This window comes from Bacillus taeanensis (assembly GCF_003318295.1).
GTDB lineage: Bacteria > Bacillota > Bacilli > Bacillales > UBA6769 > Maribacillus > Maribacillus taeanensis.
Window position 1 is genome coordinate 1 of record NZ_QOCW01000027.1, and the last position, 25,834, is coordinate 25,834.

25 protein-coding genes are annotated in these 25,834 nt (G+C 39.4%); 18 read left to right on the forward strand and 7 right to left on the reverse strand.

Annotated elements, in window-relative coordinates; translation table 11 throughout:
• The 13 genes from DS031_RS19110 to DS031_RS19170 form a co-directional block, all read left to right on the forward strand.
• The coding region (locus DS031_RS19110; protein ID WP_245947550.1) for a transposase at positions 1–287 on the forward strand (287 nt) is incomplete at its 5' end.
• Positions 288–666: 379 nt separating this feature from the next.
• Positions 667–1,503, forward strand: coding sequence for a YitT family protein (locus DS031_RS19115; protein WP_113807678.1), 837 nt, complete (start codon positions 667–669; stop codon positions 1,501–1,503).
• A gap of 96 nt (positions 1,504–1,599) precedes the next feature.
• The gene (locus DS031_RS19120; RefSeq protein ID WP_113807680.1) at positions 1,600–1,788 is read left to right on the forward strand and encodes an alpha/beta-type small acid-soluble spore protein; all 189 of its coding nucleotides are present in this window, start codon (positions 1,600–1,602) and stop codon (positions 1,786–1,788) included.
• A gap of 176 nt (positions 1,789–1,964) precedes the next feature.
• Positions 1,965–2,288: a DUF2680 domain-containing protein gene (locus DS031_RS19125; RefSeq protein WP_142675802.1), complete on the forward strand. Its 324-nt coding sequence runs from the start codon at positions 1,965–1,967 to the stop codon at positions 2,286–2,288.
• Between the two features lie 344 nt (positions 2,289–2,632).
• Positions 2,633–3,679 (forward strand): LacI family DNA-binding transcriptional regulator, encoded by a 1,047-nt coding sequence (locus tag DS031_RS19130; protein WP_113807683.1) that lies wholly within the window; start codon positions 2,633–2,635, stop codon positions 3,677–3,679.
• A 335-nt stretch (positions 3,680–4,014) separates the two neighbouring features.
• Complete coding sequence (locus DS031_RS19135) at positions 4,015–5,253, forward strand: ABC transporter substrate-binding protein (RefSeq protein ID WP_113807685.1); 1,239 nt, start codon at positions 4,015–4,017, stop codon at positions 5,251–5,253.
• 165 nt (positions 5,254–5,418) lie between these two features.
• Complete coding sequence (locus DS031_RS19140) at positions 5,419–6,255, forward strand: carbohydrate ABC transporter permease (RefSeq protein WP_245947556.1); 837 nt, start codon at positions 5,419–5,421, stop codon at positions 6,253–6,255.
• Positions 6,255–7,076 carry a carbohydrate ABC transporter permease gene (locus DS031_RS19145; protein WP_113807687.1) on the forward strand — a complete coding sequence of 274 codons (822 nt, stop codon included), beginning with the start codon at positions 6,255–6,257 and terminating at the stop codon, positions 7,074–7,076. Before DS031_RS19140 ends, DS031_RS19145 begins: the two co-directional genes overlap by 1 nt.
• Before the next feature lie 98 nt (positions 7,077–7,174).
• Positions 7,175–9,364 (forward strand): alpha-galactosidase, encoded by a 2,190-nt coding sequence (locus DS031_RS19150; RefSeq protein ID WP_113807689.1) that lies wholly within the window; start codon positions 7,175–7,177, stop codon positions 9,362–9,364.
• Positions 9,365–9,464: 100 nt separating this feature from the next.
• Entirely contained in the window at positions 9,465–10,463 is a 999-nt protein-coding gene (gene mgrA / locus DS031_RS19155; RefSeq protein ID WP_113807691.1) for an L-glyceraldehyde 3-phosphate reductase, read from the forward strand.
• A gap of 70 nt (positions 10,464–10,533) precedes the next feature.
• Positions 10,534–11,487 carry a sugar ABC transporter substrate-binding protein gene (locus DS031_RS19160; protein WP_113807693.1) on the forward strand — a complete coding sequence of 318 codons (954 nt, stop codon included), beginning with the start codon at positions 10,534–10,536 and terminating at the stop codon, positions 11,485–11,487.
• 813 nt (positions 11,488–12,300) lie between these two features.
• On the forward strand, positions 12,301–13,956 hold the full coding sequence (locus tag DS031_RS19165) for a GMC oxidoreductase (RefSeq protein ID WP_245947551.1): 1,656 nt from the start codon (positions 12,301–12,303) through the stop codon (positions 13,954–13,956).
• 39 nt (positions 13,957–13,995) lie between these two features.
• On the forward strand, positions 13,996–14,769 hold the full coding sequence (locus tag DS031_RS19170; protein ID WP_113807697.1) for a hydroxypyruvate isomerase family protein: 774 nt from the start codon (positions 13,996–13,998) through the stop codon (positions 14,767–14,769).
• Positions 14,770–14,907: 138 nt separating this feature from the next.
• Here DS031_RS19170 and DS031_RS19175 read toward each other — a convergent pair whose 3' ends face one another.
• Positions 14,908–16,527, reverse strand: a complete 1,620-nt coding sequence (locus DS031_RS19175) for a GMC oxidoreductase (RefSeq protein WP_113807699.1) — start codon at positions 16,525–16,527, stop codon at positions 14,908–14,910.
• An 18-nt stretch (positions 16,528–16,545) separates the two neighbouring features.
• Entirely contained in the window at positions 16,546–17,316 is a 771-nt protein-coding gene (locus DS031_RS19180) for a ThuA domain-containing protein (protein WP_113807701.1), read from the reverse strand.
• 182 nt (positions 17,317–17,498) lie between these two features.
• Here DS031_RS19180 and DS031_RS19185 point away from each other — a divergent pair, with 182 nt between their 5' ends.
• The 4 genes from DS031_RS19185 (at position 17,499) to DS031_RS19200 (ending at position 21,618) form a co-directional block, all read left to right on the forward strand.
• Positions 17,499–18,986 carry a spore germination protein gene (locus tag DS031_RS19185; RefSeq protein ID WP_113807703.1) on the forward strand — a complete coding sequence of 496 codons (1,488 nt, stop codon included), beginning with the start codon at positions 17,499–17,501 and terminating at the stop codon, positions 18,984–18,986.
• Positions 18,987–19,011: 25 nt separating this feature from the next.
• On the forward strand, positions 19,012–20,169 hold the full coding sequence (locus tag DS031_RS19190) for a Ger(x)C family spore germination protein (protein WP_113807706.1): 1,158 nt from the start codon (positions 19,012–19,014) through the stop codon (positions 20,167–20,169).
• Positions 20,170–20,172: 3 nt separating this feature from the next.
• Positions 20,173–20,415, forward strand: coding sequence for a hypothetical protein (locus DS031_RS19195; RefSeq protein WP_113807708.1), 243 nt, complete (start codon positions 20,173–20,175; stop codon positions 20,413–20,415).
• A gap of 87 nt (positions 20,416–20,502) precedes the next feature.
• On the forward strand, positions 20,503–21,618 hold the full coding sequence (locus DS031_RS19200) for a GerAB/ArcD/ProY family transporter (RefSeq protein ID WP_181833252.1): 1,116 nt from the start codon (positions 20,503–20,505) through the stop codon (positions 21,616–21,618).
• A 194-nt stretch (positions 21,619–21,812) separates the two neighbouring features.
• Here DS031_RS19200 and DS031_RS19205 read toward each other — a convergent pair whose 3' ends face one another.
• The 5 genes from DS031_RS19205 to DS031_RS19215 form a co-directional block, all read right to left on the reverse strand.
• The gene (locus DS031_RS19205) at positions 21,813–21,995 is read right to left on the reverse strand and encodes a YolD-like family protein (protein ID WP_113807713.1); all 183 of its coding nucleotides are present in this window, start codon (positions 21,993–21,995) and stop codon (positions 21,813–21,815) included.
• A 263-nt stretch (positions 21,996–22,258) separates the two neighbouring features.
• Positions 22,259–22,393, reverse strand: a complete 135-nt coding sequence (locus DS031_RS24520; RefSeq protein ID WP_281269147.1) for a hypothetical protein — start codon at positions 22,391–22,393, stop codon at positions 22,259–22,261.
• Between the two features lie 342 nt (positions 22,394–22,735).
• The gene (locus DS031_RS19210) at positions 22,736–22,984 is read right to left on the reverse strand and encodes an HPr family phosphocarrier protein (protein ID WP_113807715.1); all 249 of its coding nucleotides are present in this window, start codon (positions 22,982–22,984) and stop codon (positions 22,736–22,738) included.
• A 41-nt stretch (positions 22,985–23,025) separates the two neighbouring features.
• On the reverse strand, positions 23,026–23,172 hold the full coding sequence (locus DS031_RS23880) for a hypothetical protein (RefSeq protein WP_181833253.1): 147 nt from the start codon (positions 23,170–23,172) through the stop codon (positions 23,026–23,028).
• Between the two features lie 3 nt (positions 23,173–23,175).
• Positions 23,176–23,424 (reverse strand): hypothetical protein, encoded by a 249-nt coding sequence (locus tag DS031_RS19215; RefSeq protein WP_113807717.1) that lies wholly within the window; start codon positions 23,422–23,424, stop codon positions 23,176–23,178.
• 587 nt (positions 23,425–24,011) lie between these two features.
• Between DS031_RS19215 and DS031_RS19220 the strand changes: the two genes are divergently transcribed.
• The gene (locus DS031_RS19220; protein WP_113807719.1) at positions 24,012–25,667 is read left to right on the forward strand and encodes a BCCT family transporter; all 1,656 of its coding nucleotides are present in this window, start codon (positions 24,012–24,014) and stop codon (positions 25,665–25,667) included.
• The last annotated feature ends 167 nt before the right edge of the window (positions 25,668–25,834 follow it).

Below are 25,834 nucleotides of genomic sequence, written 5' to 3' on the forward strand. Positions count from 1 at the left end.
CGTTTGGAAAGCTGTCTGCCCTTCTTGTCTATAAACTAAAAGCAAGAGGCATTACGATTGAAAAAGTTGACGAGCATTTTACGTCCCAAACATGTGCTGTTTGTGGAAACCGCAAAAAAGTCAGTGAGCGAACGTATCAGTGTCCATGCGGGTATAAAGAACATCGGGATCTTCATGGGGCAAGGAACATTCTCACCAAACAGCTGTATGGGAAGATGATCGATTATCCGCTCCATGATCCCATGTATGTAAGACCCACGTATCTACGACCTGCAGTTTCAGCTTAAGAAGAACTTTTTCTGCTGAAAGGAAGTAGTAGACGGGCAGAACCGCCCCTTGTTCGTTGTGAAACGCACAAGTTGCCTACGGTGGCAGTTTTCTGTCGGGAGACACGAAACGGAAAAACCACTATCCTGAAAAGGGATGTTTGGTTCTAAGAACAAAGGCAGTGTTGATGACACTTGTTCCAGCTGGGACGGCTTTTGGACTTGGGAACTTCAAACAGGAAACCCCTTCCTCAAGCGCGAAGCGGTAGGGAGGGGAGGTTCATATGAAAGCCGATCTTGTAAAATAGTTTAGATGCTTCATTGGATTAAGTTTGCTAAAATAAAGAAAGTGAAAAATTAGCAAGCGAACTTATATAAATGATACATAGTTGGAGGACATATGAGTAAAATAGTTGATTATTTCTTTTTAACAATCGGATCGATTATTGTCGCAGGAGCACTGGAATTAATTCTTGCGCCAAACGGCTTAGTAGACGGAGGGGTAACCGCACTTGCGATTATGTCGAATTCGTTATTTGATGTACCGATTTGGATGGTGTTTCTCGGCTTGAACATTCCGATTTTACTGTTTACGGCGCGCGATGTTGGCAAACAGTTTGTGTTTCGGACGCTGTATGCGAATGTGGTCACTTCGATTGGGTTAATTGTTTTTAAGCCAATTCCGGCGATTACAACGTCAGAGCTGTTAATTGTGTTATACGGCGGTTTGATTTTAGGGCTTGGCATTGGGATTGTTGTGAAATTTGGCGGTGCGATTGATGGCACAGAAATGCTTGCGATTTGGTTTAACGGTCATTTTCGGATTCCAATTACAACCTTTCTTTTAGCCGTTAATTTAGTGATTTTCACTGTTGCTGCGTTTGTTTATACGATTGAACATGCGATGTTTTCGCTTGCCGTCTTTTATATTGTCACGAAAATGATTGATTTTGTAATCGACGGCTTAAATCAAGGGAAATCGGTAATGATTATTTCGAACACACCTGAAAAAATTGGGGAGAAGATTATTAACGATTTAAACCTGAGTGTGACGTATCTGCACGGAGAAGGCGGCTATTTAAAAGAAAACAAAAAAATTATTTACTGCATTACAAACCGCTTTACATATCCAAAATTACGAGAAATTGTTCTTGAAGTGGATCCAACCGCGATTTTGGAAGCTTCTTATGTAACCGAAACATCAGGGTTAAAGAAGCAAAAGGGAGCAAACGCTTAGGTGCAATTTTCCACGTGTAAAAGAACGCTTTAAAACGCATTGTAAGAAAGAACAGCTTTTTTGCTGTTCAAAACCCGATAAGGAAGTGAGTCGGTCATGGCAAACAGAAACAAGTTGTTAGTACCGGGTGCAGAAAATGCGATGAACAAAATGAAAGAGGAAATCGCAAATGAGTTTGGTGTTGAACTAGGCGCTGACACAACGGCACGGGCAAACGGCTCTGTAGGCGGCGAGATGGTGAAGCGGATGATCAAACTCGCCGAACAAAGCATGACTGAAAAATAGGTTGGGTTTAGAAGAGGTCCTTTAAAGGGCCTCTTTATTTTTTGAAAGATAAGAAAGTATAGATGGTGGTGAGCAAGGCGCTTTCGCTTTTCTTATGGAAAAGTTTGTTGTATGAAACACTTCCAATCCACAAACACTAAAGCGAAAATTAGTGAAAGGAGGGATTTCATTTGAAGATGTCTTGGAAGAGCGCAGCAGCGGCACTCGTATTAGCGGTGTCATTACTCGGTGTTACGCCTGCTTTTGCAGAGGAACCGCCTGCTAAAGCAGAAGAAAAAGCGGTACAGCTCACAGAGGAGCAAAAGCAGGAACTCGCTGAAATGCACAAAAACATGATTGAAGGAAAGCGCGCGTTAATCGCTAAGTATGTCGAGTACGGGATGATCACAAAGGAAAAAGGCGACAAAATCATGGCTCACATGGAAGAACGCTACACGAAAATGGAAGAAAATAATTTCATTCCAAAATGGGATCATCATAAAAAGCGCGACTGCAAATAGTGCAAATTGGGGTCAGACCCCGCAAAAAGACATCCACCCTATTTTGTCCATATAGAGAGGACATGATAGGGTGGATCGTTTATTTTACTTTGTTTTACTATTTATTTTACTAAAAAAGGAGGCTGTGAATGATTTCAGTTGGATTAAATTGCACTTAAATGAATGATTTTTAGATTTTTACAAAAAAATTATAAAAATTCATGAAAAGTATTGCGCTTTCATCTAACTTTTGATATATTTTACTTAGATATTTTAGTAAAATTTTTACTAGGAAAACAAACAAATAAAGTGAAAAAAGAGTAAAAAAATTATTTTACTTAAAACCAAGATGGACTGGTGATTAGATGGCAACGATTAAAGATATAGCAAAGGAAGCAAATGTATCAATTGCAACTGTTTCGAGGATTTTAAATAATGATGAAACACTCTCTGTTTCAGAGGATACGAGAAAGCGCGTTTTTTTAGTTGCAAAAGAGCTTCAGTATAAGCCTTTACGAAAGCGCAATCAAAAGCAGCAAACAATTCATAAAAAGGATGACCATTTTAAGATCGGTTTGTTGTTAGCATATTCACAGCAGGAAGAAGTGAATGATCCTTATTATTTATCGATTCGCCAAAGCATTGAGAAGAAGTGCAGTGATGAATCAATTACAATTTCAAAGATGATCCGCGTTCCAGATCATTTAACAGCAAAAAGTTTAGCTGGATTAGATGGTGTAATCGTTGTTGGCGGAATTTTATCGGAAGAATTAAACATGATTTATGAAGAGACAAATAATATTGTGTTTGTTAGTTATGCACCTAAAGGGGAGGAACTTGATTTTGTTGTGTCCGATCTTAGGAAAGCGACAGAAGCGGTAATTGATCATTTGCTGGCACTCGGTCATCAAAAAATTGGTTTTGTTGGCGGTGAAACGATTATTAAAAAAATTAACTCTGATGAAATTGTTCGCATTAAAGATGGCCGTCACGAAGCATACGAAAAAAAACTGAAAGAACTAGGTTTATATAACCGAGACTCTGTGTTTATTACAGACAGTGATTGGAGTACAGCGAACGGCTATGATTTAATGAAACAAGCGATAGAAGCAGGGGATCTCCCGAGCGCTTTCATTATCGCAAGCGATCCGATGAGTATCGGTGCCCTGCATGCATTAAATGAAGCAAACATTCGTGTTCCAGAAGAGGTGGCAATTGTAAGCTTTGATGATATTGACGCAGCAGCCTTTTTAAATCCGCCCCTTTCAACTGTAAGAGTTCATACAGAAGAAATGGGAAGAATGGGTGTAAACTGCTTGTTAGACCGAATGAAAGGCAGAAAGGTTCCGGTTCAAGTGATTATTCCGACAAAGGTGATTGTACGTAAGAGCTGCGGTGGCAACACTGCGTAAGTCTCAAATCATGGACTTTGTTAATTAAATAAATTAATTTGGGGAATCTATAACTTTAAGGAGGTGGTTTCACGGCTTCTAGTTATACCGAAATCAAACAAGGGGATTACTTTTCATTGTACAGCGCGAAAGAAAAAAAGAAAAAGTCTCCAAAGCAGCCACTCTGGAGACAACGGAAGTAAAAAAATTGTTTCATTTCTATTATACACAAAAAAGTAACGAAAACACATTGTTATTTACAAAAAGCTGCTTTAGAAAGTCATATTCCTATTGATTTGTTTTTGTAAGCGTTAACGGGTAAATCTTTTACTTTAATGAAACTGGGGGAATTTTAGATGAAAAAAGCATTATCACTTGTCTTATCAGGGACATTAGCATTATCAGCATTAAGCGCGTGTGCAGGCGGCGGTGAAGAGTCTGCCGGCGGTTCTGGCGATAAAGTAAAAATTGAATTTTTACAATATAAATCAGAAGCAAAAGATACATTTGATGATTTAATCGCAAAGTTTGAAGAAGAAAATCCAACTATTGATGTGGTACAAACGAATCCACCTGATTCAGAAACGGTTTTAAAAACGCGTGTTGCAAAACGTGATATTCCAGATGTAATGGGAACTGGATTAAACGCAGTCTTTTCAGAGCTTACAGATGCTGGTGTATTCCAAGATGTAACGGGAGATCCTGCGCTTGATAACATTCAGCCGGCATATGTAGAGATGATGAAAGATGTAACAGGAAAAGAAGAAGTGTATGGCTTCCCATATGCGGCAAACGCGGATGCGGTGATTTACAACAAAGCCATTTTTGAAGAACTTGGTCTTGAAGTACCAAAAACATGGGACGAGTTTATTGCCGCTGCTGAAACGGTAAAAGAAGCGGGCAAAATTCCATTTTACTTTACATTTAAAGATTCTTGGACAACGCTACCTGCCTTTAACGCACTTGCTGTGAATACAACAGAAGAAGATTTCTTTAAAAGGTTACATGCAGATAAGACAAGCTTTACAGAAGATTATCAAGAGGCGACAGAAAAATTTGTGAAGCTGTTAGACTATGGTCACAGTGAAAACTCTGGTAAAGCATATCCAGATGGAAACGTAGCATTTGCCAATGGTGAATCTGCAATGTATTTACAAGGAATTTGGGCGATTACGGAAATTAAAAAAGCAAATCCTGATATTGATCTAGGTGTATTCCCGTATCCTGCGGAAAATCCTGAAAATACGAAATTAGTATCTGGTGTTGACCTGCTTCTTTCCATCTCATCACAAACAGAGCACCCAGAGGAAGCGAAAAAGTTTATTGAGTTTTTATTAGATCCTGAAACAGCACAGCAATATATTGAAGAGCAAAAAGCCTTTTCAGCAGTACAAGGGGTAGAACAAAATGATGCCGCATTTGAAGGATTAAATGAAATGTTTGAAAAAGGTGCCCTTGTGGACTTCCCGGATCACTATATCCCGCCTGCAGTTGGTCTTGATAAACTTCTTCAAGAATTAACACAGAAAAAAGATGTGGATGCATTCTTGAAAAACTTAGATACAGAATGGGAAAAAGTACAAAGTCGTAATTAAGTTTTGGAATGTTGAAAGAAATTGGGTATATGCTCAATTTCTTTCTCCCTAGTTAAAGGAGGCTCCAACATGAAAGAAAGCACAGTTGGTACGATGAAGAAAAGCGGTACACGATCAAACAGCAAAAAAACAAAGAAAAAGAAAATTAGTTCAGCATTTTATTTAATGACTCTACCGGCAGTTTTATTATTTGCACTGTTTCACACGTTTCCGGCATTACAAGGGATTTATTATTCATTTACAAACTGGAACGGTTTAAGTCTTACGTATGATTTTATCGGGTTTAAAAACTATATTGCTCTTTTCCAAGATGCAAATGTATTTAACGCCTATTGGTTTACTTTTAAGTTTGCGATTGTTTCTACCATTTTAGTCAATGTGCTCAGCTTAGCGATTGCACTTGGCTTAAATTCAAAAATTAAATTTAAAAACTTTTTTCGAGGGGTTTACTTTTTACCGAACGTTTTAAGTATTTTAATTGTCAGCTTTATTTTTAATTATTTATTTGGCAATGTATTTCCGATGTTAGCTGAAAACGTTGGCATTGAGTTTTTAGCAAAAAATATTCTTGGTAATGAAAACTTAGCTTGGCTTGGAGTCGTGATTGTTGCGGTATGGCAGGCTTGTGCGTTTAACGTGATTTTATATTTAGCGGGTCTACAAACCGTTCCGGGCGAGCTTTATGAAGCATCAAGTTTGGATGGTGCGAATAAATGGCAGGAGTTTTGGCATATTACGTTTCCGATTATTGCGCCGTTTTTTACAATTAACATGGTGCTTGCGATGAAAAACTTCTTAATGGTATTTGATCATGTGATTGCCTTAACAGGCGGTGGTCCGGGTCGTGCGACAGAATCGATTTCACTATTAATTTATACAGGCGGATTTCAAGGCGGAGAATTTGCGTATCAATCGGCAAACTCTGTGATCTACTTTATCGTCATTGTCATTATTTCAGTGACCCAAATTAAATTTTTACAAAAACGGGAGATGGATATGTAATGAGTAAAAAAGTAAATTGGACATCAACAGCGTTTATTGCCGCAGGTTCGTTATTTGTCTTTTTCCCTTTGTATATTGCGATCGCGATTGCTTTAAAATCACCGCAGGAGCTCGCAAACTCTGTACTGGCGCTGCCGACAGGGCTGCATTTTGAAAACTTTACACGGGCGATTGAAGCAACGAATTTCTTTAATGCCTTTAAAAACAGTGCATTTATTACGACAGCGGCTGTTGTCTTTACGGTGCTAACGAATTCAATGGTTGCCTATGCCATTACACGGAATATGAAGAACAGCAAATTTTTTAAGTTTCTTTACTTTTACTTTGTGAGCGCCTTGTTTATTCCATTTCCGATTATTATGCTTCCAATCGTGAAGCAAACGACGATGTTTGGGATGAACAACCCGCTTGGACTTGTGTTTTTATATATCGTTTATGGAGTTGCCTTTAACACATTTATTTATGTTGGTTACATTCGCTCGATTCCAAAAGAGCTTGAAGAAGCAGCCATTGTTGATGGATGTACAACATGGGGCGTGTTTTGGAGAATTATTTTCCCGCTTTTAAAACCAATTAATGCAACGGTTGGGATTTTAACATGCTTATGGGTATGGAACGATTTTATGCTTCCGTTAATTATTTTAAACGACCAAGACCATATGACGCTGCCGCTTGTGCAGTATGTGTTTCAATCGGAATTTGGCACAGATTATAACTTAGCGTTCGCATCTTATTTAATGGCACTTGCACCGATGGTCATTGTGTATTTATTCGCGCAAAAATGGATCATCAGCGGTGTGACACGCGGTGCGGTGAAATAAGAGGGGGTCATTTTTTAGGGGTCTGACCCCGCAAAAAGACATTTACCCCAAAATGTCCGTATGGAGAGGACAATATAGATGGAGTGGAGGAAACTACTATGGGAATAAGATTTGATAAAGAAAAAGAGATTTTTCACCTGCAAGCAAAAAATACGAGCTACGTAATCAAGCTTCTTCATTCAAAGTATGTGTGTCATATGTATTGGGGAAGAAAGGTTCGTGACTATCATGAGCCGGATGCACTAAGATTTTTAGACCGGGCGTTTTCAGGAAATCCAAATCCAGAAGACCGCACGTTTTCATTAGATACACAGCCGTTTGAATACCCGGCATACGGAAATACCGATTACCGTGCGCCTGCGTATCAAATTCAGCTTGAAAACGGCTCAACGATTACCGATTTACAGTACAAATCACACCGCATTACAAAGGGGAAGCCGAAATTAGAAGGGCTTCCGGCGACATATGTTGAAAGCGATGAAGAAGCAGAAACACTAGAAATCGAATTAGAAGATTCATTGATTGGGTTAAAAGTATTTTTATCGTATACCGTGTTTGAAAACTTTAACGCGGTTACAAGATCAGTACGTTTTGTGAATGAAGGCGATAAAAACTTAAAAATTTTACGAGCGCTCAGTACGAATGTTGATTTTCGTGATGATGAGTTTGATCTTTTAACACTTCCCGGTGCATGGGGAAGAGAGCGTTATATTGAAAGGCGTGCCCTGCAGTCAGGCGTGCAGTCGGTTGAAAGCCGCAGAGGCTCAAGCAGTCACCAGCAAAATCCATTTATTGCCCTGCTTCGTAAAGACACAACAGAGGATCACGGCGAAGTGTACGGTTTTAACCTTGTTTACAGCGGCAGTTTCTTAGCGCAGGCTGAAGTTGATCAGTTTCATACAACGCGCGTTTCAATCGGCATTAATCCGTTTGATTTTAGCTGGCAGCTCGGGTGCGGGGAAGCGTTTCAAACGCCGGAAGTTGTTCAAGTATATGCTGCAAATGGTTTAGGTGAGATGTCAAGAACGTATCATAAGCTGTACCGCACGCGCTTATGCCGCGGCGAGCACCGCGATAAAGAGCGTCCAATTCTTATTAATAACTGGGAAGCCACATACTTTGATTTTAATGCTGAGAAAATTGAAGAAATCGCTTCTGCCGGTAAGGAGCTTGGCATTGAGCTGTTTGTGCTTGATGACGGCTGGTTCGGAAAGCGTGATGATGATAACACCTCACTTGGCGACTGGTTTGTTGACCGCAATAAACTGCCAAATGGGTTAGAAGATTTAGTCGGTCGTGTTCGCAAGATGGACATGCAGTTTGGCTTATGGTTTGAACCGGAAATGATTTCTGTTGAAAGTGAATTATATAAAAAGCATCCAGATTGGTGCCTGCACGTACCAAACCGCACTCGTTCAGGATCACGAAATCAATTAGTGCTTGATTACTCACGCCCGGAAGTATGCGCGGCCATTACAAAAATGGTATCTGACATTTTAGCGAGTGCCCCGATTACGTATGTAAAGTGGGATATGAACCGCAATATGACAGAAATCGGTTCAGCGGCGCTTCCTCCAGAACGCCAGCGTGAAACGGCACACCGCTATATGCTTGGACTATATGGCGTGCTTGAAGAAATCACATCAAAATTTCCACACATCTTATTTGAAAGCTGCTCAGGCGGGGGCGGACGTTTTGATCCAGGCATGCTTCATTATATGCCGCAAACATGGACGAGTGATAACACGGATGCGATTTCACGTTTGAAAATTCAGCACGGCACAAGCATCGTGTATCCGGTAAGTGCAATGGGGGCGCACGTATCTGATGTACCGAACCATCAAGTCCACCGCTATACATCACTTGATATTCGCGGTGATGCGGCGATGTCAGGGAACCTTGGCTATGAGCTTGATTTAACGAAATTAACGAATGAAGAAAAAGAAGTGGTTAAAAAGCAGGTTGCTTCCTATAAAGAAATTCGCAGTCTTGTTCAGTTCGGCGAGTTTTACCGAATTTTAAGTCCGTTTGAAGGAAATGAAACAGCATGGATGTTTGTGTCTGAAGATCAAGAGGAAGCCTTTGTATCATACTTCAGAGTGCTCGCCGAACCGCAGGCACCGCTTAAAGTAGTGAAGCTTAAAGGTCTTGATCCAGAGAAACAATACGAAGTTGTAGAGCTTGGTAAAACATACGGCGGTGATGAGCTGATGCATATTGGCATTAATGTCCCTGACTTCCAAGGTGATTTCCAAAGCTTTGGTTGGTGTTTAAAAGAAGTGCATTAATAGGGGGCTGACCCCGCAAAAAGACATTCACCCCAAAATGTCCATCTGGAGAGGACGTTTTGGGGTGAATCCATCTATATTGTAAAAAGGGGAGAGAAGAATGAATTGGATAGCAAATGAAAACCGATATGAGAAGATGACGTATAACAGGTGCGGTCATTCAGGGTTATTACTTCCGGCGATATCATTAGGGTTATGGCATAATTTCGGCGGTGTAGATAGTTTTGAAAATGGGCGTGCAATGCTTCGAAAAGCGTTTGACCTTGGGATTACTCATTTTGATCTTGCCAATAATTACGGTCCGCCGCCAGGTTCTGCGGAAGAGATGTTTGGCGAGATGTTAAAGAAAGATTTCGCATCATACCGCGACGAAATGATTATTTCAAGTAAAGCAGGCTACCGGATGTGGGACGGGCCTTATGGTGAATGGGGTTCAAAGAAGAACTTAATCGCAAGCTTAAATCAAAGCTTGAAGCGAATGAACTTGGATTATGTTGATATTTTTTATTCACACCGTCCCGATCCGGACACGCCAATTGAAGAAACAATCGGTGCCCTTGATTTAATTGTGCGGCAGGGAAAAGCATTATATGTTGGAATTTCAAGCTATAATGCTGAGCAAACTGAAGCTGCCGTTAAAGTGGCGAAAACCCTCGGCACACCGCTCGTCATTCATCAGCCGAATTATTCGATGTTTAACCGCTGGATTGAAGACGGCCTCCAGGATGTGCTCGTGGAGAATGGAATGGGCTCGATCGTCTTTTGTCCATTAGAGCAGGGGCTTTTAACGAATAAATATTTAAACGGTATTCCTGAAGGATCACGAGCTTCGAAAGCAGGGAGCTTCTTAAGTAAAGAGCAGGTTACAGAAGAAGCTGTTCAAAAAGTGAAAAAATTAAATGAAATCGCCAAAGAGCGCGGTCAAAGCATTACCCAGCTTGCTCTATCATGGGTATTAAGAGAAGGGCGCGTGACTTCCGCATTAATTGGTGCAAGCCGTGCGAGTCAAATTGAAGAAAATGCTGCCGCCCTACAAAATCTTACTTTTACAAAAAAAGAGCTCGACCGCATTGAAGCGATTTTAGCTGGTAAATGGTAGTACATCTTTTCGCTTCATTGTATTCCCGTTATAATATACCTAGCATCTAAAGAGAAAGAAGCGATAAATGATGAAACGGAAATGGCTGCTTTTAGTGCTTAGCATCATACTTCTTGGAGCAGTGGCCGCATCATGGCTGTATAAGAAAGAAGAGGAGTCCCCGAAAGTTGTTGTTGTGTTAAAGTCATTAGATTCGGAATATTGGAAGGTTGTTCAGGCAGGAGCGGAAAAGGCGTTCCATGACTTTCACGTTGATGGAGAAGTGATCGCACCTCAGTCTTTATATTCAATCTCAGACCAAAATCATCTATTAAGAAGTGTGCTCAAGCAAAATCCTGATGCCCTTCTTTTTGCACCGACTCATCCTTCTGAATCTATACCGGTATTAGAAGAATATAAGAAAAGAAACATTCCTGTCCTATTTGTGGATACAGCTGCTGATTGGGGCGGAGAAACAACATTTATTGGGACAGAGAATACGGTTTTAGGCTACAAAGCAGGAGCATTATTAGGAACAATGCTGCACCCAGGAGAGAAAGCAGCCCTTCTTCATGGCGACTTATCCGATCCTGTGAGTAGGGATCGAATTAGCGGTGCAGAAAGGGCATTAAAGAATGTCGGAATTGAAATAACCGTCAATCAGCGGGCATATGATGTTTTTTGGAGAAGGCTGCCCGTTATGGAAAGTATTTTAGAATGGCATCCTGATGTGAAAGGTGTATTTGCGACAGATGATTCGTTAGCGCTTGATGCCTTAAAAGCGATCGAGAAAAAAGGATTAAACATTCCAGTAATCGGAACAGACGGCATGAAGGAAATAGTTCATTATGTAAAAGATGAAACACTCGGTGCAGCGTTAGCACAAAATCCTTATGATATGGGCTATATCGGTGTGCAGCAAGCACTAAAGGCAATCAATGGAGAAGTCGTTTCAAAACGGATTGACAGCGGTGTTGATATTATTACGAAAGACAATGCAGAAGATAAATTAGAGTTTCTAAAAAAAGTATTGCATTTAAAGTAAGGAATTTTACCAAAGTTTTGATCTTGTTATTGAGGTTAGGCAGCCTGTTTCTTTATTTAAAAAAACAGGCTTTTTGTATTTCAAAAATGCTCAATTTTTTAAAGGCTTAAAGTGTAAGGAGATGAAGTCAAGCGCTTAGGATAACACGAAAGCATAAGATTTAAACAACAAAACTACGGTTGTCAAAATCTCTTTAACGAAAATCTAAATTTCTCTAATCTCCAAAAGATTTATTGGCTTAATAAGTTATTTTCCCGATAAATGGAACATATAAGAAAATAATTCATTTTATGAATACTCCCGCCACTTAATTTTCTAACGAAAATTTGAAGTGGGGGTTTCTAACGTATCGAATATTTCTGAACGCTTAACGCTAGTGGAGTTGACACATTGGCGATCTAAATACGCCCAACTCCTCTATCCCATCGGTCTTGCCTTTGGGACTTCTTTTAATAAGCCTACTGCACCATTTTCACACGTTGTGCTAGTCATGTATCACGCATCTTCGGCTTCTCTAGGCTTGAACATTTTACGCAGCAGAGCGTCTTTTCCTGCTACAACCTTATATGTTCAGTTTTCAATGAGCATGTACAAGGATGTACAAGGATGTACAACTATTATTATATCATTTATTACGTACTTGTGTTCGTAATAAATGATGGAAATTCACCCCTCCCTACTGATTGGGCTATCGCCCTTCACATTCCTTGAGGAAGGGGTACTCTTTCCAAAAACGATAGACTGCATCATTATGAGATGAGAAGAGAATTTTCAAAACGACTAAAACTGCCATTGAAAGGATAGATGAACAGGATGAGAATTTATATTGCTCATAATGAGGATACACTGCGAACGATTGCGCAAAAATTCACCATTTCTGTAGATGATCTGCTTGCATGTAATCCGACGATTGAACATCCAGACCTTAACGTGGCAGGCAGGCAAGTTCGTTTTCCATCGTCTTCTTTACAACAAGCGATTCCTTCTTGCGATGTCACTGATATTTTAAACCCTGGAGAGTATTTGGATCATTGGATTCCGCTCACTCCGATCGAGGAGATGGCTCAAAAAGACTATGATGTAATTATTGTGGGTACAGGAGCTGGAGGGAGTGCAGTTCTTTGGAGATTATGTGAACAATGGCAAAAAAGCGGTAAGCGAATTGCAGTTGTTGAAGCTGGTGATCTGTTTCTTCCAACTCATGCGCAAAATATCCCAACCTTAAACGGTAATCGCAGAGATCGTTTTTTTAGGAACCGTAAGTTTTGGAAACCTGTACCCACAGCAAATGCGAACATTATGGGTGATCTTTCTCTTCTTCCATCAGCCCCTCACTATTTTGAAGAATTTATTGCTTTAGGCGGAAGAGGGATGATTTGGGGCAATGCTGTTCCTGAGATGCATCCCGTTGATATTGCGAAGTGGCCCGTTTCTTTGAAAGAGATGACCCGCTACTATACGATTGCTAAACAGGTAATGAATGTTTCATCAGATTACGGCAAAGATTCTTCCTTAACAGAAGTGATCTTAAACCGCCTCGTCAATAACGGTTTTCCTGAAGCTGTGCCTCTTCCACTTGCAGTTGATTTGCAGCCAACAAAGTACGGCTATATTCATTCCAATGTTTTTTTTAGTTCGATGGATTTTTTTGCATGGGCGTTAAGCTTTGGCAGCTTCGATCTTGCCGTGAAAGCTCGAGCGATTAAAGTGCGTACTGAAAAAAATAAGGCTGTTGGCGTAGAGGTCATGACTCGAGATAAAAAGACATATCATCTGAGGGGTAAAACCGTCGTATTATCCACAAGCACATTTGAGACACCGAGAATTTTACTATCTTCCGGCATCCCTGGAAAAGCGATTGGCCATTATTTAACAACACATTCTAGAATTGATAGTCAAGCAGCCTTTGAAACCACTGATTTCCCAGAAATATTGGGAACAGCTGATGTATTGGTCCCCCGCACGGCAGAAAGGGACTATCAAATTCAGATTGGCTATTCTCACTATTTGTATGAGTTAAAGCCTATACGTAACAATGTGCTCGTATGGTTTGGGGCTTCCGGTCTCGTCGAATCACGTTATGAGAATTATGTCGCGTTAAATCGAGAAAACATTGATGAATATGGTGTTCCTAGACTAGAAGTTCATTTTTCCTATAGTGTTAAAGACGAGAAGCTGCTCCACAAAATGACAGAAGGAGTAAAGCAGGCGGCAGGGGCCGCACAAGGAGTGATCACATCGCTTTGTTCACTCCCTCCTGGTCTTGTCTATCATGAGATGGGAACGTGCCGCATGGGAACTGATCCTGAGACATCTGTTACAAATCCGTACGGTCGCGTGCACGGTGTTCAAGGCCTTTATATAGCTGACAACAGCGTAATCCCGACGAGCGGCGCGGCCAACCCTACGCTTACAACAATTGCTTTAGCGATCCGAACTGCAGATTATTTAATGAAACAATTTCAATAAATACAAATCAAAAATTTTTCTTAGAAGGAGAGCATCACCATGAACTTTTCTGTCAATATTGAGTCGGTGTACTCAAATCAACCTTTTATTCGAAGCATGGAAGAGATTAAACGTTTAGGGTTTCATGCCTTTGAATTTTGGAGCTGGTGGGATAAAGATTTATATGCCATTAAAAGGGCAAAGGATATCCTTCAGCTTCAAGTGTCAAGCATTGTTACAAAATTTATTAGTTTAACAGACCCTTCAAAAAGACAGGAATATGTGCAGGGTGTGAAAGAAACAATTGCTGCAGCTAAACTTCTCGGTTGTCATATTATCGTGTCTCAAGTAGGTCAAGAAATTGAGGGAGTACCTCGCGAAAAACAGCATCAAAGTATTGTCGAAGGATTAAAAGCGTGTGTCCCTTTTTTAAAGCAGGCAGGAATCATGTTAGTGATTGAACCGCTTAATACACTTGTTGATCATAAAGGCTACTACTTATACAGCGCGAAAGAAGGCTTTCAAATTGTTAAAGAAGTTGGTAGTCCTTATGTAAAAGTGCTGTATGATATTTATCATATGCAAATTATGGAAGGTAATATTATTTCAACGATTACTGAAAACATTGATAAAATTGGTCACTTTCATGCCGCTGGGGTGCCGGGCAGACATGAACCGTATACGGGCGAGCTTTACTATTTAAATATTTTTAAAGCAATTCAGTCAACAGGGTTTAACGGCTATATAGGCCTTGAATATTGGCCGCTTGAAAATCCAAGCTTAAGTTTAATGAAATTTTTAAACTGGGGTCTGACCCCGCAAAAAGACAAATAACCTATTTTGTCCACGTGAAACGGACATTGGCAGCAGAAAGAACCACGTTAAAAAATAAGCATCTACCTCTTAGAGGTAGATGCTTATTAAAAGGGGGAATACATAATTAGCTTTACCAGTTAACTAGATTGATATTCATTATGAATCTAAATTTCTGGTAATATAATCTGCCGTTCGAATGGCAAGCGCAACAGTCGTTAAGGTTGGATTGGCGGCGCCTGTGTTCGGTAAAATGCTGTTGTCGGCTGCATAAAGGCCGAGTATGCTGTGAATTTGCCCATAGCGGTTCGTTGATGATGTGAGGGGATCATCGCCCATACGGCACGTGCCCATTGTGTGATAATCACTTCCAGGCGCGCTTAAACAAAGTTCAGGCGGCTTTTCTGCACCTAATATTCGGGCAGCTTTAATAAATCGCTTCGTTAAGCTGTTTAGTATTGACAGGTCTTTCGGACTAAAGGAAAAATCAACTTGTATTTCCGGCACCCCGTATTCATCTTTCTTATTTGGATCTAGAAAAAGCTTATTTTCATAACGGCCTTCCACTCTGCCAAATGAGTATGTTTCAACATGACGTTCAGTACCTTGCTCGATTGTTTTATATCTCTCAGAAATTTCAATTTGAATTTGAGATGGCTCGCTGTCGGTTTGCGGAATGGATAGGTCAATTAGTCCTAAGCTGCTTCCACCACCGTTTGTCGGCTGCTGAATTTCAAAACTTGATCGTAAAAAAGAATGAAGGGTTAAATAATGACCAATTGCTTCTCCTTTAATTCCAGAAGCAAGCAGCAGTCTTGGTGTTTCATAAGCGTTTGCTGATAAAATCACATTTTTTGCTGTTAACTCATATGCTTTTTTGTCAGGCGTCATCACTTTAATGCCGGTCACTTTTTTTCCATCGTTAAGAATTTGGACGGCTCGCGCGTTAACGGCTAAATCAAATGAACGGTGCAGTAATGCGGAACCTAAAAACGAAATGGAACTAAAATTAACAACCGGACCAAATTTAGCAGGCTCAACATTTGTTGCTCTTGGGATTACGGATGCTTCAGGAAAACCTCCCTGCCATAGGCGGGTAAGAAAGGAGTAGGAAAGCGGATAAAACGGCTTTTGGACGGTCATCATCTGTTCAGCAATATTATAATAAAGATCCAATTCTCTCTTTTCAATCGGATAATTGCTCCATTCAGACATGTGCATGCGTGGGCAGGCCCGGCCCCAAAACAAAGTCAGTCCGCCAAGAGCAATCACTTCTCTCGCCCCCGGTAAGTCGGGAAGGAATTTACCAATTGGTGTTGATATTTTAGGGTTTAAAAAATAATTATTGAATTTACCTGCTAAAGTTGGAAGGTTGGCTGCATGGGTTTGAAGCAGAATCGGACCTGCTTCAACCACACCAATTTTTTTGTTCGTATTCTTGAGCTGTTCACATAACCTCCAAACCGCTGCCCCGCCTCCTGCTCCTGTTCCAACAACAAGCACGTCATAATCCGTTTCCGCCATTTCATCCAGCGAAGTGAGTGGAATAAAATGATCTTGGAATTGTTCTGGGATTTGCGGCGCACAGGGGGGAAGGCTTGGAACAGGTCTTTTAGAAGTGTTTTGAGAGGAAGAAGGAAGCTTTACTTTTTGCCCGCCGATGTTTCGATTGGTGCTTGAGAGGTGTGGATTGAGAGAGACAAGCTTTTCAACTGCAACACGATGCTTTTTTGCAATTGTACGAAGTGTTTCGCCAGCAGCCGCCGTGAAAATTTTCATGGTCTTTTCACCCCTTTTTTACAGCGTGTCTTTCTTGCGGTTAATAAGTGGTTTTAACTCACCAAAAGTTGGTGCTGCACCATGCGGAGAGGCCGCCCACTTTACCGCATTTGCGATGACTTGTAAAATCTCTTTATGATAATAAGTAGGATGTGTTTCATGTCCCGGTTGAAAATAAAAGATTTTTCCGAGCCGCCGGTAAAACGTACAGCCGCTCCTGAAAACTTCCCCACCGTCAAACCAGCCGATAAACACGAGTTCATCCGGCTCTGGAATATCAAAAAATTCGCCATACATTTCTTCTTCTGGGAGATTGATATAAGGACCGATATCCGCTGTAATCGGATGTGCGGGATTGACAACCCATAATATTTCCTGATCACCAGATTCCCGCCAGTTTAATGCACACGTTGTCCCCATTAACTTCTTAAATATTTTTGAAAAATGTCCAGAATGAAGCACAATCAACCCCATTCCATTAAGCACTCGCTCATATACTCTTTCCACAACGGCATCTTCCACTTCCTCGTGCACTTCATGTCCCCACCAAATTAACACATCCGTATCATTTAGTACGTTTTCTGTTAAGCCATGCTCAGGCTGATCGAATGTAGCGGTTTGAATTTGGAAACCATATGGCTTAAGACCGTCAGCGAGCGCTTTGTGTATGCCGTTTGGATAAACGGCAGCGACTTCAGGATTTTTCCGTTCCGCAATATATTCATTCCAAAGCGTTACCTTAATTGTTTTTAGTTCAAAAGATTGCTCTCCAATTGTAATTTTGACCATTGTACCCTCCTTTCATTTTCAATAAAATATTCATGTTTTAAGACAATATATGTGTTGTGCTTTAAAAAAATAATCGTGGGTTTAGCAGATTTAAAAGGCAGGGTTCGAAATCGAATGACCGATCACGAATATGTCTTTAACTTTGATCCATACTAAATCAAAAGAGAAAAGAGGTCATCGTCATGTTTACATATCAAACTGCAAAGATTTCAAAAACGTTATCCGAAAACCGCAAACGGTTAGAAGACGTTTTTTCTAATTGTGAAGATCTCAACATCTTTCCTTGGCAATATGGACCAGATTTGACACATACCGCTCTTTCTATTTTTTTTGGGACATTAGTACAGGATAAAAAGTTAAATTTCATGAAAGAATCGATGCAGGATTTGGTTCCGCATGAAGTTGGCCCAGCAACGATTGTTACACCAGAAGATGTGATAAAATTTTTCGGACGCCATGGTGTATCTGCTCAAAACGCTGTTCTTGTTGATAGCTTTAATCAGGCTGTGGACAATATTTTAAAAGGACATATTGTAATTTTTTTTGATGGTTGGGACAAAGTTTTATCCTATGCCCAAGCGCATCAAGTTGAAATGCGGCCAGTTAGTGAACCTGTAACAGAATCCGTTGTGAAAGGTCCGCGCGAAGGGACTGTTGAACAGCTGGAGAGAAATATTGGGCTGCTGCGGTCACGATTAGCGAATCCCCATTTTAAAATTGAGAAATTTAGAGGCGGGGGAGCTACAAAGGCGGAGATTGCCGTTGGTTATCTTGAGGGAACGGTTGATGCGGAAACCTTAACTGAATTCAAAAAAAGAATGAATGCTGCTAAAGAAGGAGACATTTTAGAAACAGCATATATTGAAGAATTGATTGAAGACTCAACCTATTCACCATTTCCTCAATATCGCTCTACTGAACGTCCCGATGTAGCGGTTGCCAGCTTATTGGAAGGGAAAATTATCGTCATGGTCCAAGGTACGGGAACGATTTTAATCTGTCCTGGATTATTCATTGAATTTTTTCAAGCAAGTGAAGATTATTATCATCGTGTCATCTTTTCATCATTTATTCGTTTGTTAAGAATAGCAGGTTTTTTCATATCCTTAACATTACCGAGTGTTTTTATTGCGTTAACTACTTTTCATCCTGAACTGATTCCTACGAACCTTTTAATGACTGTTCTTGACACGAGAGAAGGTCTCCCTTTCCCGGCTTTTATTGAAACATTAATTATGATTTTTTTCTTTGAATTACTTCGAGAAGCAGGAATTCGATTACCAAGGCCAGTTGGATCTGCGGTAAGTATTGTTGGAGCATTAATTATTGGTGATGCTGCCATTAATGCTAATATCGCATCTCCGGCTATTGTGATTTTAGTTGCATTAACTGGGATTGCTTCTTTTGCGATGCCTCAATATAGTATCTCCATCAGCATACGTCTTCTTCAATTTCCATTGATGATTTTAGCTGCTGTATTGGGTGGGTTTGGGATCATGATTGGTTTCCTGCTCATTATGTTACATCTAACGAATTTAAGATCATTAGGACAGCCTTATTTTAGTCCGCTGACTCCGTTCAGGCCGAAGCAGTTACTTGATGTTTTCGTTCGGGCACCAATTAAAACATTGTGGCATTCCTTACGAAAACGAGAGATGCGTAAAATCTAAATTTTTTAAGAAAGTATGGTAGATCATGAAGTGGATCGTCATGAAAGCTCTGCTCCTTATTTGTTTATTAATTGGTTTAACAGGATGTTGGAACAGTAGGGAATTAACCGATTTTGGTTTTATAATGGGCGTGAGTTTAGATCAAACAGAAGAAGGAAGCATTGAAATAAACGCGCAAGTCTATTCACCATTAGAAACGATAGGAGGAACAGGGAGCAGCGATAAACCGGCATATACCAATGTTAAAACGGTAAGTAAAAGTGTTTTTGACGGAATTCGTGATTTAACTAAATATTTAGGACGTAAAGCCCAGTGGAGCCATATGAGGGTTATTTTAATTGAGGAACAGTTTGCTAAGGAACACGATATAGGAGAAATTCTTGACTTCTTTTATCGTGATCATGAAGTACGGCTTACTTCGCTTGTTATCATTACGGAGGGAAAAGCTGCTGATTACTGGAAGTATGAACCGTTTATCGAGCGAACAATGAGCCAGCAATTAAGGACGATGATAGAAAGCGCGTTTAATGCTTCTGGAAAGACAATAAGTGCCCTTCTGTTAGATATCGCGATGCAGTTAAACAGTAAGGTAAAAGCTACATTGATTCCGTATATTAAAACAACGGATGAACAACCAACAATGACATATAGCAGTGGTACTGCTGTTATTAGTCAAGGGAAAATGGTTGATTATCTAACACCAAGCGATGTTCAGAGCGTTTTGATGTTAACAGATAAATTTAAAGGAGGGACTATTGAGTTTTCCTGTATGGATAAAGAAATTGAAAAAAAGGAATCATTAGAAACGTTATCTGTTCAAACGAAAGTATCTCCTAAATTTACCGATAATCCCCCAACTATTAAAATGTTGACCAAAATAGAGGGGATGGCTGGTGAACTAAGCTGTACTTCAATAACAACTAAAGAAGACCTAAAACAATTGGAAAAACATATTGAGCAGCAAGTAAAAGAGAAGCTGGAAGAAGTAATCAAACGTTTACAGGAAAAGAAAGTTGATATAATCGGTATCGGAAACAAACTTTATCAACAGGATCCTGCCTTGTGGAAAAATTGGGAGAAAGATTGGGATAACATTTTTGCTAATATTCAATTTGGAATAGATGTTGAAGTTACTGTTAAAGGGACAGGCATGCTGCTTGGTGAAAAAGTAACGGAGGAATAACTGTTGTTTGAAAAAGTGCTTTTTCTCGTTATCTTATACTTTGGAATGTTGTGCTATGATCTTCCGAAATTAAAACAAAAAAATCGTCCGGAACGTATCGTTTATGCCATGCTGATGGTTCCGTTACTTTACTTAAGTCTCATTTATGTGCTCGATTTAGCATGGCCAACACCTAATAAGCTCGTGGACTTCTTTTTTTCAAAGCCGGCACAGAAAATTGTTGAAATCATAAAAGTCACGATGTAAGCAAGCTGGATACGTCAATAACGTGGAAACGAAGAAGTAAGTGAGATGTGGAAGCTATGGTTTCTTATCCAAAAGGAGCGGTTAAAAATGAAGAAGGAAAAAACGATAAGTTCTGGACAAATGGCCTGTTTATTTCTCTCTTTTATACTTGGCTCAGCAATTATTAATATTCCACAACCTTTAGTACAGGCGGCTAATAATGGAGCATGGCTGTCCGTCATTATAGCAAATGGACTTGCAATGTTTTTATTAGCATGTGTCTTTTATTTGTATCACAAAAACCCTAATTTTAATTTAATTGATTGCAGTCAAAAGATGCTTGGAAAATGGATCACTTTAGGTATTTTCATTCCAATTTTATTCTTACTTTTTTTAAACCTTTCTTATATTGTTATTGATATAGGGGGTTTTTTTGCAAATGCAATGATGAGGGAAACACCTGTTTATGTTTTTCATGTTCTCATTTTATTCGTTGCAGCGCTAACAGCAAAAGCTGGTATCGAAGTAATGGCTAGAATGTTTGTTGTGCTTTTATCTTATGTCATTCTTTTTTCAGTTATAGTACTAGTATTGGCTCTGCCATATTATCATGTGGAGAATCTCCTGCCTGTTTTTCCAGAAGGAGTGAAACCAGTTGTTCACGGTACATATATCACGTTTAGTTTCCCGTATTCTGAACTAGTTCTTTTTTCGCTTTTGCTGCCATTTGTACACAAGGAAAAGGAAAAATCATTGAAAAAAAAGATGTTTTTAGTTCTTGTGATCCACGAGTTTTTGTTAATTAGTGCTATTCTTTGTACGATTATGGCTTTAGGATCGCTCGCAGGTACTCTTAAATTTTCACTGTTTCAACTAGCGCGTTTAATTAATATAAGGGAGATTATTACAAGAATTGAGTCTTTTATTGGAATTGCCTTAATTGTTGGTTCCTATATGAAAACGACCATTATGCTGTTCATATTGAAAGAGACACTAGTGAAAGTGTTCAAATTGAAGGATGACCGGATTATTATTTTTCCTGTTGCGTTTACATCCCTGCTTCTTACACTGACGATGTATGAGACTGACATCGAGTTTGGGGAAGCTGTATTCATTGTTTGGCCGCTGTTTATTATGACTGTTGTTGTTCTTCCTTTTCTTATTATTACAGCTATCGCCCTTTTCAGAGGGAAGAAGATCGAAACAAATCATGATAGCTATTAGCTAAGCTAGTGTTTCTTATTAAAATGATGCAAGTTTTTAATAGTGCTTTTCTTTTTCAGAGAGTTAAATATTTGTTTTCTAACTTACAGTTATATTATGGTGAATATTGCCATTATAAGGGCAACTGCGGCACCATCTTTGCTGACAGTTCGACAGCCGCCGCTGCTCCTTATTTTCTCTACATACGAATATAGCTAGGAAATCTCTAGAATTCCAGATAAGCTGATCGATAATATCTTTTCTTGTTGATCTTTTAAAAAGATAGTTTGTTCGGCTAAATTAAGTTTAAGAATATGGCCTTTACATTTTTGTGAGATACCATCTTTATAATAGTTAATTGTAACTAAGCGTTTTTCTGTTAATCCTTTTAAAATCATAGCGTGTTTCTCCTTTGATGAAATGATTTATTTTTAAATGAATTTTTTTATAAATTGATAAGACTGGCTTTTTATCTTTCATAAAGTTAAAAATTTATTTAAGTTAAGCGCTTACCCTTTTGTTATTAAGGATAGTATACGCTTACATTTGCAGTTATGTCAATATAAAAAAGGGGTCTGACCCCACAAAAAGACATTAACCCTAAAATGTCCACATGAAGAGGACGTTTTGGGAAAGCGGTAAATCACTTCGTACCACGGCATTAAGGTGTTAAATAGTCTTTCATTTCCCCTGTTTTCGGGTTTACAACATACCAGCCTCGGGTTGCGGTTTGGTTGTCGACGATATCATAGACATGGATTAAATACTCCCCATTGACGCTGTGATCGTATTCCACATGAACGCTCTTGTTGTTCGTTAGCCCCAGCTTATAGCGGACAAGCTGCTCAGCTTCTATTTTTGTAAGTGTTCTTCCTTGGTCGCCATTGCCGAGATTGATTAATTTTAAATGTTTGTAATCCTTCCAAACATTTTTGTGAGGCGTTTGTCATCCAATTCCCCTTTTTACTATTACATTATTCAGGAAGGATTTCGATATTCAATGGCGATTAAAAGCTTTTTTTGGTCTAAGTGTAAGGATCAGTTTTAGCTGTTTTAAAATAAGTAAAAATAAAAATGCTTGGGATTCGTACGATCCCAAGCATCATGTCATCCTTTTATAAAAAATTTGAAGTAGGTCCTAACATTCAATACAAATTTGTTTTAACGTTTCTAACGCTTGTTCAGAATCTGTTCCTTTTGCGCGTAAACGAATTTGTCCAGTTATACCGTTTAACGCAGCGGCACTTAAGATACTTTTCGCATTAATTAATTTTTGGTCCAGCACAATTAAAATATAGCTGTCAAACTGATTTGCTTTTGAAACAAGTTTTAAGATTTTCTGATGATCAAAATGTTTCGTCATTAAACACGGGGTCGTTAATTCCATTACAATCGCCTTCCTTTACGATTTAATTAAATGGGATTAAACTATTTTCCGATATATTTTGTTAAAGCGATAATGAGCATCCATTTTTCTTCACAATGTTCATCTTGAAACTCGCTTATTAATTTTCTAATTTTCTTAATTAACCATTCTTGATCAATTGGTGAATCTAATTTAATGAAATAACTCATTGTTTAGATGAATCCTTTCTCACAGTCTCTATGGTGAAGATAGCTTATTCCGCATGCAGTGCAGTAAACTTCTTTCCGCCAAAAGTCACTAAAGGAATATCTGTGTTTGGGCTGTTTCATATTGAAAATTTCATCAGCAATTACCTGCATTTTCAAAAATGAAGCAAGAGGAGAGAGGTTGGAAGGGACGTCAGTAATGGTGACTTTCGTGCCGCTTCCATGATGAATTTCATAAGAAGTTAAACTTTCCATCATAAAGCACTCCTTTTAATCGTAATGGTTTCACCTTACATTTTACACCTTTAATGTAAATCCATCGTTAAGGTTGTGTTACAAATAAATATTAAAAATTTGGATAGGAAGGATGTTCGGTGCTTAGAAGAAATGTTAAAAGGATTTTTAGTTTTTTATGAAAAGGACTAGACAAATGAATAAGGGAATAATAACGAGGGGGTTTGATGTATTTTTTTGGAGGAAATCTAACAAAATATAGGTATTTAGAGTAAAAATGGAATTTATTTTGGTGATGTAAGTTTATTTTAACAGAAAAACATCCTCATAAACGTACTCAATGGAATGTTTTATAACATGTAAATGATTTGAATGTTATCTTCTTTTAAAAACGTGAGCACTTCTACTTTTACCAAAGAGGCGTCTGACCCCGCAAAAAGACATTCACCCGAAAATGTCCACGTGGAAAGGACGTTTATTCGTAATGGCCGCTTATAGAGTGAAAATCGCTTCTTCTCGCATAATATCTTCTTTAATCGCTTAACATAAAACTGTCTTTTATGATCATTTATTTTATCAGTATACAAGCGATGAAGGAGTAGGTAAAAATGGATAAACAGCGATTAATTGATTGGCCGACGTTTTTAGGGGCGGTTATTTTACTATTAGCGGTAACGGTTCCACTTGTCGTATTTCCTGAACGAGGCAAGGAAGTTGTGGATGCCGCCAATGTGTTTGTGACAACAAATTTTGGTGTTCTTTATTTGCTTGTAGGACTAGGGATTTTCTTTTTTCTCGTGTATGTGGCGTTTAGTGATAACGGCAGAGTAAAGTTAGGGGAAAAAGGTGAGCGTCCGCAGTTTAATAATTTTTCTTGGGCAGGGATGCTGTTTTGCGCAGGAATCGGTTCTAGTATTTTATATTGGGGAACAATTGAGTGGGCGTATTATTTTCAAGGTCCGCCGTTTGGGATTCAGCCGGGGACAAGAGAGGCGATTGCGTGGGCAAGTACGTACGGTATTTTTCACTGGGGTCCGATTGCGTGGGCGATTTATACCCTGCCGGCGCTTCCGATCGCTTATTTTTACTATGTAAGAAAAAAGCCAGTTCTCAAAGTAAGTGAAGCAACACGTCCGTTAATTGGCCGTCTTGCTGATGGACCGCTCGGAACGATTATTGATGTTTTATTTATGTTTGGCTTAATCGGCGGTGCTGGTACGACGCTTGCGCTTGGAACGCCGATGATCGCAGAAGGTGTCCACAGCTTAACAGGCATTGAACCGAACATGGTACTAAAAACAGTTATTTTAGCGATCGTCACAGCTGTTTTTGCGATTAGCGCATATTCAGGACTTAAAAAAGGAATTAAAGTGTTAAGTGATGTGAATTTATGGCTGTCGATTTTCCTATTAGCATTTGTGTTTATATTAGGACCAACCCGCTTTATTACCGAAACAACGACAAACAGCATCGGGCTTTTGTTAGATAACTTTTTTCATATGAGTACGTGGACAGAGCCGTTTAATGCGCTCGGACCGTATGAGCGGACTGGTTTTCCGGAATCATGGACTGTTTTCTATTGGGCATGGTGGCTTGTATATGCCCCGTTTGTTGGCTTGTTTATCGCAAAAATTTCACGCGGCCGCACGATTCGGCAAATGATTATCGGCACGATGTTTTACGGGACATTTGGATGCTTATTGTTCTTTGGAATTATGGGCAACTACGGTATGCACCTGCAGTTAACCGGGCAGTATGATGTCATTAATGTATTAAATACAACCGGAGCACCGCAGGCCATTATCGGAATTATTAGCCAGCTCCCGCTTGGAGCGTTAATGATCTTTATTTTTACAATTTTAGCGATTATTTTCCTAGCGACAACGTTTGATTCCAGTTCCTATATTTTAGCGTCGGTTGTTCAAAAAACGGTTGAAGATGAACCACAGCGCTGGAATCGTTTATTTTGGGCATTTGCACTTTGCTTAATGCCGCTCGTCTTAATGTTTATCGGCGGACTGGGAACACTGCAAACCGCAAGTATTGTCGGCGGCTTTCCGCTTTTATTCATTATGATTATGCTCGGCTGGTCATTTATGAAAGCATCAACAAGTGATATTCAAGCATCTGAGCAGTACAAACCAAAAACGATTAACTTAAATTACAAAAAAATTCTTGAACGCTTGAAACGACGAAAGCGGGAAGAAAAAGATCATCAATTAGGACCGGTTGATGCTCACTTTGAAGGCAATAAAAATAAATAAGTATAAGAGGTTGTCTTAACAGGGTAGAACCTAGCGAGACAGCCTCTTATCTGTATAACTGATTTAGAATAGGAAAGAATGAAGGAATATGTAAGGTTTTCTAATCTATCATTTTTGGAAAGAGTACCCCTTCCTCAAGGAATGTGAAGGGCGATAGCCCAATAAGT

What these genes read in the sequence shown, in the direction of transcription:
- DS031_RS19115 (WP_113807678.1), top strand. Translation starts at nt 667, where the DNA reads ATGAGTAAAATAGTTGATTATTTCTTTTTAACAATCGGATCGATTATT.
- DS031_RS19120 (WP_113807680.1), top strand. Translation starts at nt 1,600, where the DNA reads ATGGCAAACAGAAACAAGTTGTTAGTACCGGGTGCAGAAAATGCGATG.
- DS031_RS19125 (WP_142675802.1), top strand. Translation starts at nt 1,965, where the DNA reads ATGTCTTGGAAGAGCGCAGCAGCGGCACTCGTATTAGCGGTGTCATTA.
- DS031_RS19130 (WP_113807683.1), top strand. Translation starts at nt 2,633, where the DNA reads ATGGCAACGATTAAAGATATAGCAAAGGAAGCAAATGTATCAATTGCA.
- DS031_RS19135 (WP_113807685.1), top strand. Translation starts at nt 4,015, where the DNA reads ATGAAAAAAGCATTATCACTTGTCTTATCAGGGACATTAGCATTATCA.
- DS031_RS19140 (WP_245947556.1), top strand. Translation starts at nt 5,419, where the DNA reads ATGACTCTACCGGCAGTTTTATTATTTGCACTGTTTCACACGTTTCCG.
- DS031_RS19145 (WP_113807687.1), top strand. Translation starts at nt 6,255, where the DNA reads ATGAGTAAAAAAGTAAATTGGACATCAACAGCGTTTATTGCCGCAGGT.
- DS031_RS19150 (WP_113807689.1), top strand. Translation starts at nt 7,175, where the DNA reads ATGGGAATAAGATTTGATAAAGAAAAAGAGATTTTTCACCTGCAAGCA.
- mgrA (WP_113807691.1), top strand. Translation starts at nt 9,465, where the DNA reads ATGAATTGGATAGCAAATGAAAACCGATATGAGAAGATGACGTATAAC.
- DS031_RS19160 (WP_113807693.1), top strand. Translation starts at nt 10,534, where the DNA reads ATGAAACGGAAATGGCTGCTTTTAGTGCTTAGCATCATACTTCTTGGA.
- DS031_RS19165 (WP_245947551.1), top strand. Translation starts at nt 12,301, where the DNA reads ATGAGAATTTATATTGCTCATAATGAGGATACACTGCGAACGATTGCG.
- DS031_RS19170 (WP_113807697.1), top strand. Translation starts at nt 13,996, where the DNA reads ATGAACTTTTCTGTCAATATTGAGTCGGTGTACTCAAATCAACCTTTT.
- DS031_RS19175 (WP_113807699.1), bottom strand. Translation starts at nt 16,527, where the DNA reads ATGAAAATTTTCACGGCGGCTGCTGGCGAAACACTTCGTACAATTGCA.
- DS031_RS19180 (WP_113807701.1), bottom strand. Translation starts at nt 17,316, where the DNA reads ATGGTCAAAATTACAATTGGAGAGCAATCTTTTGAACTAAAAACAATT.
- DS031_RS19185 (WP_113807703.1), top strand. Translation starts at nt 17,499, where the DNA reads ATGTTTACATATCAAACTGCAAAGATTTCAAAAACGTTATCCGAAAAC.
- DS031_RS19190 (WP_113807706.1), top strand. Translation starts at nt 19,012, where the DNA reads ATGAAGTGGATCGTCATGAAAGCTCTGCTCCTTATTTGTTTATTAATT.
- DS031_RS19200 (WP_181833252.1), top strand. Translation starts at nt 20,503, where the DNA reads ATGAAGAAGGAAAAAACGATAAGTTCTGGACAAATGGCCTGTTTATTT.
- DS031_RS19205 (WP_113807713.1), bottom strand. Translation starts at nt 21,995, where the DNA reads ATGATTTTAAAAGGATTAACAGAAAAACGCTTAGTTACAATTAACTAT.
- DS031_RS19210 (WP_113807715.1), bottom strand. Translation starts at nt 22,984, where the DNA reads ATGGAATTAACGACCCCGTGTTTAATGACGAAACATTTTGATCATCAG.
- DS031_RS23880 (WP_181833253.1), bottom strand. Translation starts at nt 23,172, where the DNA reads ATGAGTTATTTCATTAAATTAGATTCACCAATTGATCAAGAATGGTTA.
- DS031_RS19215 (WP_113807717.1), bottom strand. Translation starts at nt 23,424, where the DNA reads ATGGAAAGTTTAACTTCTTATGAAATTCATCATGGAAGCGGCACGAAA.
- DS031_RS19220 (WP_113807719.1), top strand. Translation starts at nt 24,012, where the DNA reads ATGGATAAACAGCGATTAATTGATTGGCCGACGTTTTTAGGGGCGGTT.